The 8,917-nt window shown below is 50.1% G+C and carries 10 protein-coding genes; 5 read left to right on the top strand and 5 right to left on the bottom strand.

Going from position 1 to position 8,917, the window contains the following annotated elements; genetic code table 11:
• Positions 1-189: 189 nt before the first annotated feature.
• Genes HY879_01950 through hpt form a run of 3 tightly spaced genes read right to left on the bottom strand, consistent with a single transcriptional unit; the run spans position 190 to position 2,563 of the window.
• The gene (locus HY879_01950; GenBank protein MBI5602096.1) at positions 190-1,194 is read right to left on the bottom strand and encodes a potassium channel protein; all 1,005 of its coding nucleotides are present in this window, start codon (positions 1,192-1,194) and stop codon (positions 190-192) included.
• Positions 1,195-1,210: 16 nt separating this feature from the next.
• The gene (locus HY879_01945; protein MBI5602095.1) at positions 1,211-2,002 is read right to left on the bottom strand and encodes a zinc-ribbon domain-containing protein; all 792 of its coding nucleotides are present in this window, start codon (positions 2,000-2,002) and stop codon (positions 1,211-1,213) included.
• Between the two features lie 33 nt (positions 2,003-2,035).
• Complete coding sequence (hpt, locus tag HY879_01940; GenBank protein ID MBI5602094.1) at positions 2,036-2,563, bottom strand: hypoxanthine phosphoribosyltransferase; 528 nt, start codon at positions 2,561-2,563, stop codon at positions 2,036-2,038.
• 171 nt (positions 2,564-2,734) lie between these two features.
• Here hpt and fabD point away from each other — a divergent pair, with 171 nt between their 5' ends.
• The 5 genes from fabD to HY879_01915 all read left to right on the top strand — a co-directional run bounded on the left by fabD (position 2,735) and on the right by HY879_01915 (position 6,431).
• On the top strand, positions 2,735-3,676 hold the full coding sequence (gene fabD, locus HY879_01935) for an ACP S-malonyltransferase (protein MBI5602093.1): 942 nt from the start codon (positions 2,735-2,737) through the stop codon (positions 3,674-3,676).
• Between the two features lie 66 nt (positions 3,677-3,742).
• Positions 3,743-3,982: a 4Fe-4S binding protein gene (locus HY879_01930; protein MBI5602092.1), complete on the top strand. Its 240-nt coding sequence runs from the start codon at positions 3,743-3,745 to the stop codon at positions 3,980-3,982.
• A gap of 22 nt (positions 3,983-4,004) precedes the next feature.
• Positions 4,005-5,057 (top strand): 3-methyl-2-oxobutanoate dehydrogenase subunit VorB, encoded by a 1,053-nt coding sequence (locus HY879_01925; protein ID MBI5602091.1) that lies wholly within the window; start codon positions 4,005-4,007, stop codon positions 5,055-5,057.
• A gap of 5 nt (positions 5,058-5,062) precedes the next feature.
• A complete protein-coding gene (locus HY879_01920; protein MBI5602090.1) occupies positions 5,063-5,800 on the top strand; it encodes a 2-oxoglutarate oxidoreductase in 738 nt (245 codons plus the stop codon).
• Positions 5,801-5,879: 79 nt separating this feature from the next.
• Complete coding sequence (locus HY879_01915) at positions 5,880-6,431, top strand: 2-oxoacid:acceptor oxidoreductase family protein (protein MBI5602089.1); 552 nt, start codon at positions 5,880-5,882, stop codon at positions 6,429-6,431.
• A gap of 10 nt (positions 6,432-6,441) precedes the next feature.
• Here the strand turns inward: HY879_01915 and HY879_01910 are convergent, their stop codons facing one another.
• Together HY879_01910 and ligA are read right to left on the bottom strand one after the other, a co-directional pair.
• Positions 6,442-6,723, bottom strand: coding sequence for an acylphosphatase (locus HY879_01910; protein MBI5602088.1), 282 nt, complete (start codon positions 6,721-6,723; stop codon positions 6,442-6,444).
• A 138-nt stretch (positions 6,724-6,861) separates the two neighbouring features.
• A complete protein-coding gene (ligA, locus tag HY879_01905) occupies positions 6,862-8,874 on the bottom strand; it encodes an NAD-dependent DNA ligase LigA (protein MBI5602087.1) in 2,013 nt (670 codons plus the stop codon).
• Positions 8,875-8,917 lie beyond the last annotated feature (43 nt).

Genomic DNA, 8,917 nt, shown 5'->3' with positions numbered 1-8,917 from the left:
GTGAGAGGCGGGATTGAACAAAACATCTCTGGACCCCGTCCCGGAGGGGCCTACACCCCGGAGGGTTGCGAAAGCTTTTTCCTTTCTGTCCTCTCAACAGAAAGGAAAATTTATTCCTTCTTTGCGCCCTTTGCGGCTCTGCGGTGAAATTTGTTTTTCAAAAACTGATACTGCCTGTACTTTTTGTTTTTATCCCCGAAGCCCTAATTTCTTTTCCAACCGGTTCAGATTGTTCCGGTCTCCCAGGGCCACCAGGGTGTCTCCCTCCTGGATTTTGGCCTGGGAAGAAGGATTAAAGATCATTTCACCGGTTTTTTTCTTGATGGCCACCACGATCAGGTCATAGTCTTTACGGATGGCCGATTCCATCAGGGTGGCCTCTTTGATTTCAGAATTTTTTCCAACGATCAATTCTTCCATCTGTAAATCCAGATTACGATTGTGTACCGCCAGTTCAATAAAGTCGATAACCGTGGGACGCAGGATCGTGTTGGCCATTCTACGGGCCCCTATATCATAAGGCGAGATGACCTTATCGGCCCCGGCCCGGGTCAATTTGAGCATCGAAGATTCTTCGGCAGCCCGGGCCAGGATAAATAAATCGGGGTTTAAACCGCGGGCCGTCAGGGTGATATAAACATTGTCGGCATCCGAAGAGGCCGCTGCCACCAGTCCTTTTGCCCTTTTGATTCCGGCCTTGAGCAGATTTTCCTCCAGGGTGGCTTCCCCCAAGACATATAATAATTTTTTTTCTTGAAAAAGAGGAATGTACTGGGGGTCCTTTTCGATTACCACCACCTCCATCGGTTTTTCCTTCAGGAGTTGGGTTACGGTCCGGCCGATGCGGCCGAAACCGCAGACCATATAATGCCCTTGAATATGGCTGATTTCCTTTTCCAACTTTCTCCTCCCGAATACATCTTTCAAGGTCCCTTTGACGACCATTCCGGTTATGTTGCCCAAAAAATAAAAAAAGAAACCCACCCCGGAAATGATCAGGAACATGGTGAATATTTTTCCTGCCCGACTTAAAGGATGGATTTCCTGAAAACCGACGGTTGTCAGAGTAATAACCGTCATATAGAGGGCATCCAGGCCATCCCATCCTTCGATGACGGTGTATCCGATGCAGCCCCCGGTGAGAATTAAAAAAAAGATGAAAATATCGAGAATAAAGCGGCGTGTAAATCCCATTTAACCCCTGACAGACTTAAGGAGTTGAGGGTGACTGGGCCTTTTGAGAGCTTACCACCTCAATGGAGACCTGGGTTGAACCTGGAGGCAAAGGCGGAAAAAGGATCATAAAAGGGAGGCTTTTTCCGGGAAGAATCTGCAGATTGGGAGAAAACCTTTCCGTCTGGGTCAAAATGAGTTTGTTTATTTCTTCTAAGGACAGGCTATCCAATTCCTCAGCGGTAAAGGTCCAGCCGGAATAAATCTCACGACTGACCGCCACTCGATTTTCCGCCGTCCTTAAAGAGCCCCGGATCTTGATCTTCCGGCGAGGGTCCGGATAGCCGTTTTTGATCTCGCCTTCGATAATAAAAAATCGGCCTATTTTCGGATTTTCTTTAAAATATTTCTTTATATTGATCAGACTTATTTTCTGGTTTCCCTCCGGGTCAACGGGGAGGAAAAAGACGTTCGAAAAGACATCTTTGAAATCCCAGTTAGGGTGGAGGTACTGGACATATAAAAAACGGGCGGCCAAGGCCAGCAGGGCGAGTAATATAATGATACCCAAAACCCGAAGGGCCTTTCGGGGAGGCCGTATTTGAAGGGCCGCTTCCTCCTCTTCATCCAGGATCAGTGCCGGTTCGGGTTTGGAAAGCGATTCCGAAAAAGGCCGGGTATCCGAAAAAGGTTGGGCATCCGAAAAAGAGGGGGGTTCAGCCCAGAAAATATGGCCGCAGCGGGTGCATCGAACCTTGGAACCAAAAGGTTCGAGAAGTTTCTCATCTAAGTGATAGGTGGTGGTACACTGTTCACAATGGATGATCAAGGGGCCTCCTTACAATGTTAAAAATGCCGATTATTAAAAATGCAAGTGATAGAGCCCGGGGAGGTGACGATATTGTTCATCAAAATCCAGCCCGTAGCCCACAATAAACCCTTTGGGGATTGAAAATCCTATATAATCGACAGGGACCTGGACTTCCCGTCGTTCGCTTTTGTCGATTAAGGCACAAATACGGACCGATTGAGGGTTTTCTTTTTTCAGGAATTCCAATAAGAATTTCAAGGTCAATCCGCTGTCTACGATGTCTTCGACCACCAGGACGTGTTTGTCTTTAATGGGGATTTCAATAGATTTAGTGAGCCGGATTTCCCCCTGGCTTTGACTTTGACTGCCGTAACTGGCCAATCGGACAAAATCCAATTTGACAGGAATGGAAAGATTTCTGGCCAGATCGGACAGGAATACAAAGGCCCCTTTCAAGACGCCGATCAGGATAAGATCCTCTTTCCGGTAATCTTCAGAAATGGTTCGGGCCAATTCTTTAACCCTTTTTTGAATCTCACGCTGAGAATATAAGCGTTCTTTTTTGACCGGAGCTGGCATGGTTTTCCCCTCGATGTCTCCTGTTAATCCTGGTTTTTAATCGAAGTTTCTCCCTTTTTACTCGAAACATAGACCAAAGTTTTAAAAAAGTCAATCATCCCTGACGGTTTTTTCTTGAATTGTAATGATTTTCGCCTTATATATAAGCAAAATTTTCAGGAGAAGACCTCTATGAGCCTCAAGGCCTTTTTATTTCCAGGACAAGGTTCCCAATATGTTGGAATGGGGAAAGAAATATACGATCAATATCCAAAGGCCCGTAAAATTTTTGAAATAGCCGAAGAGATCACCGGGCTGCCCTTGAAAGAACTTTGTTTTAACGGTCCCATGGACCGTTTGACGTTGACCGCCAACTTGCAGCCGGCCATCACTGCGGTCAATCTGACGGTATTAAGCTGTTTGGAGGAGCAGGGGGTGATTCCGGTGGTTACGGCTGGTCATAGTCTGGGGGAATATTCGGCCCTTTATGCCGCCGGCGTGATCGGTCTGGAGGATACCTTCAGGCTGGTGAAGGCCCGGGGGGCTTTGATGGACCAAGCGGCTCAAAAAAAATCCGGGGCCATGGCGGCCATTATGGGTTTGGCCCCTGAAAAATTAGGGGCAATCCTTTCCGAATTGGCCGGGGAAGGGGCCATCGGGGCGGCCAATTATAATACGCCGGAGCAAACCGTTATCTCCGGGACCAGGGAATTGGTTGAAAAAGCCTCTCAACAAGCGACCCAGAGCGGCGGCAAAGCAATTCCCCTGGCGGTCAGCGGGGCCTGGCACAGCCCTTTGATGCAGGAGGCCATGGAGGCCTTCAAGGAGACCCTGGCTCCGGTGGAATTTAATCCCCCTCGAAGGACTATTTTCTTCAATGTGACCGGAAAAGCGGAAACGGATCCGATAAGGATAAAAGAAATCATGGGGAGTCAGATCGGCCAATCGGTCCGTTGGGTGGAATTGGTCGGGAATCTGATGGCCCACGGGGTATCCCGCTTTGTGGAAGTAGGTCCCAAGAAGGTCCTCCTCGGGTTGGTTCGAAAATGTCTGCCCAGGGATTATGAGTACCGGTCTTATAATGTGGAAGACTTGAAATCCCTGGAGGCCTTCATGGCCGCGGAAAAAGGTTGACAGGCGGCTGTTCTTAGCGGACCGCTCTCTGCAAAAAATAAAACAAGATAACAATAGGAACTTGATATGCCAAAGGTAGCTTTTGAAGAAGAACGGTGTAAGGGCTGTGGACTTTGTGTCCTGGCCTGCCCGAAAAAAAGTATTGTCATCAGCGATAAAATTAATAATCAGGGCTTTACCGTGGCCTGTATGACTGAGGAGGCGTCTTGTACCGGATGTGCCCTTTGTGCGGAAATGTGCCCTGATATCGTGATTGAGGTCTGGAAAGAGGAAGCTGAAAGCTCAAAGCTGAGCTTTCAGCCTTGAGCACTTTTTCATAGGAGTTTTTATGTCAAAACCAAATATCGAACTGATAAACGGAAACGAATCAATCGCCAGGGGGGCCATGGCCGCCAACTGCAAATATTATTTCGGATATCCCATCACCCCTCAGAATGAAATCCCGGAATATTTATCCAGGCATTTGCCGGCTGTTGGAGGGACTTTTATCCAGGCCGAAAGTGAAATCGCCTCCATCAACATGCTCCTGGGTGCCGGGGCCACCGGGGCCAGGGCCATGACCTCTTCTTCCAGCCCCGGGATCTCCCTGAAACAGGAAGGGATTTCCTATATGGCCGGATCCGAGATCCCGGGTGTGATCGTCAATATGAGCCGCAGCGGCCCTGGATTAGGGGGCATTTCTCCCTCTCAAGGGGATTATTTCCAGGCCACCCGGGGAGGGGGACATGGGGATTACCGGGTTATCGTCCTGGCCCCTTTTTCCGTTCAGGAAAATTACGATCTGACGATGAAGGCCTTTGATCTGTCCGACAAATATCGCAATCCCGTATTGGTTTTAGGGGATGCCCTCTTAGGGCAGATGAAGGAGCCGGTGACCCTTCACCCCTATGAACCCCGGGAATTTGATAAACCCTGGACCTTGACCGGGGCCAAAGGCCGTAAATCCCGTTTTTTAAAAAGCCTTTATCTGAACGAAGGGGATCTGACCAAACATAACTGGAAATTGTTTCAAAAGTATCAGCAGATGAAGGCCGAGATCGAATACCAGACCTATCTGGTCGAAGATGCCGATCTGGTCGTGGTCTCTTTCGGCTCCGTGGCCCGTATTATTAAATCTTCCATTAACATGGCCCGGGAGCAGGGGATGAAGGTCGGGCTCTTCCGCCCCATCACCCTGTACCCTTATCCCGAAGAACCCCTCAGGCAATTATCAACAAAAATTCAGCACTTCTTTGTGGTGGAACTCAATACCGGACAGATGGTCGAAGATGTGAAATTGTCGGTAGACAAAGGGGCCCAGGTGGATTTTTACGGCCGGCCGCCCGGGTCGATTCCCACTCCAAATGAATTGTTTGAAGAGATTAAGAAAGTATATCGGTGAGCAGTATGAAACAAGTATTTAAACGTCCCAAGAGTCTAAAAGATGTGCCTTTTCATTTTTGCCCGGGCTGTCATCATGGGGTCATTCATCGTCTGGTGGCCGAATGTATTGACCTCTATGACCTTCAGGAGAAGACCATCTGCGCCGCTTCGGTCGGTTGTTCGGTCTTTATGTACGATTATTTTGACGTGGATGTCTGTGAGTCCCCCCATGGACGGGCTGCGGCCGTGGCTACGGGGATCAAAAGGGCCAGACCGGAAAATTTTGTTTTTACCTATCAGGGGGATGGGGATCTGGCCGCCCTTGGTATTGCCGAAGGACTCCACGCCGCCAACCGCGGGGAAAATATTACCATTATCTTCGTTAACAATACGGTTTATGGTATGACCGGAGGTCAGATGGCTCCGACCACCATGTTGGGCCAGACCACGACCACCTCCCCTTTTGGAAGGGATTTCCACCGGGAAGGGTATCCGATCCGGATGGCTGAACTAATGACCATGTTGGGAGGGACGACCTTTTCCGCCCGGGTGGCCGTCAATACCCCGAAGAATTTGATGCAGGCTAAGAAAGTATTGAAAAAGGCCTTTGAGGTCCAGATTCAGAACCAGGGTTTTTCCTTTGTGGAATTTCTTTCCAGTTGCCCCACCAACTGGAAGATGACCCCGGAAAAGGCCAATCAGCGGGTTCAGGACGAAATGATCCCCTATTTCCCCTTGGGGATATATAAAGACAGCGAATAAGCGATCAGCTATCAGCGGTCAGCGAGAAACCCAAGAAAGATTTTAAAGAATTAAAAGTTTGGCAGAAGGAGCTGTTTTAATGTACTTTGACGTAATTGTAGCCGGTTTTGGAGGGCAGGGTGTCCTGTTGATCGGAAACCTCCTGACTTATGGGGCCATGGAAGAAGGCCGTTATGTTACTTACATGCCTGTTTATGGAGTGGAAATGCGTGGCGGAACAGCCAATTGCACAGTCGTCATATCCGACCAGGAGATCGGTTCTCCGGTGATCCATCACCCGGTGACGGCCGTAGTCATGAATAAACCCTCTCTTTTAAGATTCGGGCCGATGGTTAAGCCCGGCGGCTGGCTTTTTGTCAATTCTTCTTTGATCGAAACCCGGGAGGAGGACTATCCGGAGACCAAAATGATCCAGGTCCCGACCATTGAATTGGCCGCCAAAGCCGGGGATCAACGGCTGGCCAATATGGCCATGCTGGGGGCCATTATCGAAGAAACAAAGGTCCTTACAAAGGAAGCCGTGGTCAGGGCCTTTTCCCGGGCCCTGGATAAACGCTACCACAAGATGATTCCCATCAACACTGCCGCCCTTGAAGAAGGGGAGAGGTTTGTACGGGAAGGAAAAAGCTAAAAATTTATCTTTAATTGTATCGGATCTGGAACGAATCAAAGGTCCCGCTATACGGTCCGTAATGGACCTCGACGCGTTCAACTTGAGAAGAAGGGGACCCCTGGTGGCACCAGGCGACCATGCCTTCCACTTTTTCTTTGGTTCCCTCGAAATAAGCCTCCACGGACCCGTCCCGGCGATTTCGAACCCAGCCTGTAAGACCCAGCAGTCGGGCTTGATCCCGGGTATAAGCCCGGAAGTAAACCCCTTGAACCCATCCGTGAATAATCACCTGGGCCGAAATGTTTTCCATAGATATACCCTCTTGCCCCAGGGGGCACCACGAATCATGAAAATTTTTTCAGGCGATAGGCTATGGGCAAGGGACAGGGTTCAAGGTTGGTTTTAAACCCGTAACCCGTAACCTGTAACCTGTAACGTTATTTTTTTATTAATCGCTTTTTTCTATCAATTGCAAAAATTCTTTTTCCGTCAAGGTGGCTATCCTTAATTCCCTGGCCTTATCAAGCTTGGAGCCGGGGTCTTCCCCGACAATCAGGTAGTCGACTTTGCCGCTCACCTGACTGGCCGTTTTTCCCCCTAAAGCCTCGATTCTTTCTTTGGCCTGATCCCGGGTCAACCCCTCTAACCGGCCGGTGAGAACAAAGGTTCGACCATTTAGAGGCTTCGGTCCGACGGTTTTTCCTTCTTTGATTTTTATCCCGGCCGTCAGAATCTTTTCAACTACCTTTCTATTCTGCGGGGCATCAAAAAAGGCCCGGATACTACGGGCTACCTGGGGACCGACCTCCCGAACGGTTAACAGGTCTTCTTCGGTCACATCCATCAATGCCTTCAAGGATCCGAAATAGCCGGCCAGTAATCCGGACAGATGATCTCCTACATGGCGGATTCCCAGGGCATAGATGAATCTGCCCAGGGTGGTCTGTTTGCTTCTTTCCAGGGCCTGGGTCAGGTTGTCGGATGATTTTTCGGCCAGGCGCTCCAGGGATATCAGGATATCCTTTGAGAGATAATAGAGGTCTCCATAATCCTGGATCAAGCCTTTATCCACCAATTGGTTGATTAACTTTTCCCCCATCCCCTCAATGTCCATGGCCCCTTTGGAGGCAAAATGCCGGATGGATTCTTTGATTTGGGCCGGGCAGTTGGGATTGGAACAACGGTGGGCCGCTTCACCGGGCAGGCGTATCACCGGGGCGTTGCAGACGGGGCACTGCGTTGGCATGGAGAAGGGTTTTTCCAGATCTTTACGGACCGAAGTAATGACTTTAACCACTTCCGGTATGACCTCCCCGGCCCGCTGGATGACCACGGTGTCTCCGATCCGGACATCTTTCCGTTCGATCTCATCCTGATTATGAAGGGTGGCCCGGCTGACCTCAACCCCACCGACCATAACCGGATCCAGGTGGGCCACCGGGGTCAGGGTCCCGGTCCTGCCTACCTGGACATCGATGTTTAAGATCCTGGTTGTTTCCTGAGAGGGCTGGAATTTATAAGCCAAAGCCCAACGGGGACTTCTTGATTTGATCCCTAACCGCGCCTGAAGGACAAGGGAGTCGACCTTAAGGACCACCCCGTCAATTTCGTAGGGCAAAGTATGGCGACGGGCCTCTATCTCTTCACAAAAGTCCAGACACTTCTTAATCCCCGGAAATCGTCGGGTATGGGGGTTGACAGGCAGCCCCCAGTTCGGCAGGGTTTGGAGGACCTCCCACTGGCTGGAAAAGGTCTGCCCCGTCACCAATCCCAGGCCGTAGGCAAAAAAATGTAGCGGCCGCTGGGCGGTTATCTTGGGGTCCAACTGGCGTAGCGATCCGGCGGAGGCATTTCTCGGATTGGCAAAGGGGGCCTCTCCCTGTTGTTCTCTTCGGCGGTTATATTCTTTGAAATCTTTGAGCTTCATGTAGACCTCGCCGCGCACCTCCAGACGGTTCGGAGGAGGGACCTTGGCGGCCAGGAGTCTCAACGGAATGGCGTGGATGGTCCGCACATTGAGGGTGACGTCTTCTCCCATAAATCCGTCCCCCCGGGTGGAAGATTGGACCAGAACCCCATCTTCATAAATCAGTTCGATGGCCAGACCGTCGATTTTTGGTTCGGCCGTATAATTAATTTCCTGATCGCTTTTTAAAAAGCGCTTAATGCGCTGATCAAATTCCAGGACTTCATCAAAATCGAACCCATTCTCCAGACTGAGCATGGGGATGGAATGGGCCACGGTCTGAAATTTGCTCAGTGGTTGAGCCCCCACCCGTTGGGTAGGCGAATCCGGGGTGATCAGTTCGGGGTGCTGGCCCTCTAATTCTTCCAGTTCCCGAAGCAACCGGTCGTACTGGGCATCGGAGATCTCCGGATCATCCAGGACGTAATAGCGGTAGTTGTGGTAATGGAGGAGTTTGCGGAGTTCTTCGATTCGGTTTTTATTTTGGATGTCCATGGTGGTCTTTTATGATTATGGGCTCCTGAGTATCTCATCATGG

Source organism: Deltaproteobacteria bacterium (genome assembly GCA_016219225.1).
Classification (GTDB): Bacteria; Desulfobacterota; RBG-13-43-22; order RBG-13-43-22; family RBG-13-43-22; genus RBG-13-43-22.
The sequence above is the reverse complement of the archived record's forward strand: the minus strand, read 5'-3'. Positions and strand labels throughout refer to the sequence as shown.